Raw genomic sequence first — 458 nt, 5'->3', positions numbered from 1 at the left:
GGATCGAGGCGTTCATCAACCAGCTCCCCGACGTGGCCCGCCTCCTGGCCAACGCCACGGCGGCCGGTCTCGCCCTGCGCACGGCGCTGGCGATGGCGGCGGAGGAGCTGGAGGCCCCGGCGGGGGAGGAGCTGGCGCGGGTCGCGGACCAGCTGGCCCTCGGCCGTTCCGTGGACGACGCGCTCGGCGAGCTCGCCGAACGCCTCCCGTCCCGCGAACTGGTCGTCCTCGTCACCACCCTCGTCCTGTCGAACAAGGCGGGCGGCACGGTCGTCAGTTCGCTCCGCAATCTCACCCAGACCCTGGAGGACCGCAAGGAGACGCGACGCGAGGTCCGCACGATGCTCTCGGAGGTCAACGCGACGGCGTTCACGGTCCCGTTCCTGGGCCTGGGCTCCCTCCTCCTGATCAACTCCTCGAACGAGGGCGCGCTGGCCCGTGTGACCGGCTCGCCCCTC

The 458-nt window shown here is 72.3% G+C and carries 1 protein-coding gene; it reads left to right on the top strand.

All coding sequences use genetic code 11. From position 1 onward, the window contains the following. Positions 1-458, top strand: a 458-nt coding sequence (locus M8J73_RS44625; RefSeq protein ID WP_249829944.1) for a type II secretion system F family protein, incomplete at both ends; no start/stop codon positions are given.

Origin of the sequence: Streptomyces neyagawaensis (assembly GCF_023516595.1) — a bacterium.
Taxonomy (GTDB): Bacteria; Actinomycetota; Actinomycetes; order Streptomycetales; family Streptomycetaceae; genus Streptomyces; species Streptomyces neyagawaensis.
The sequence above is the reverse complement of the archived record's forward strand: the minus strand, read 5'-3'. Positions and strand labels throughout refer to the sequence as shown.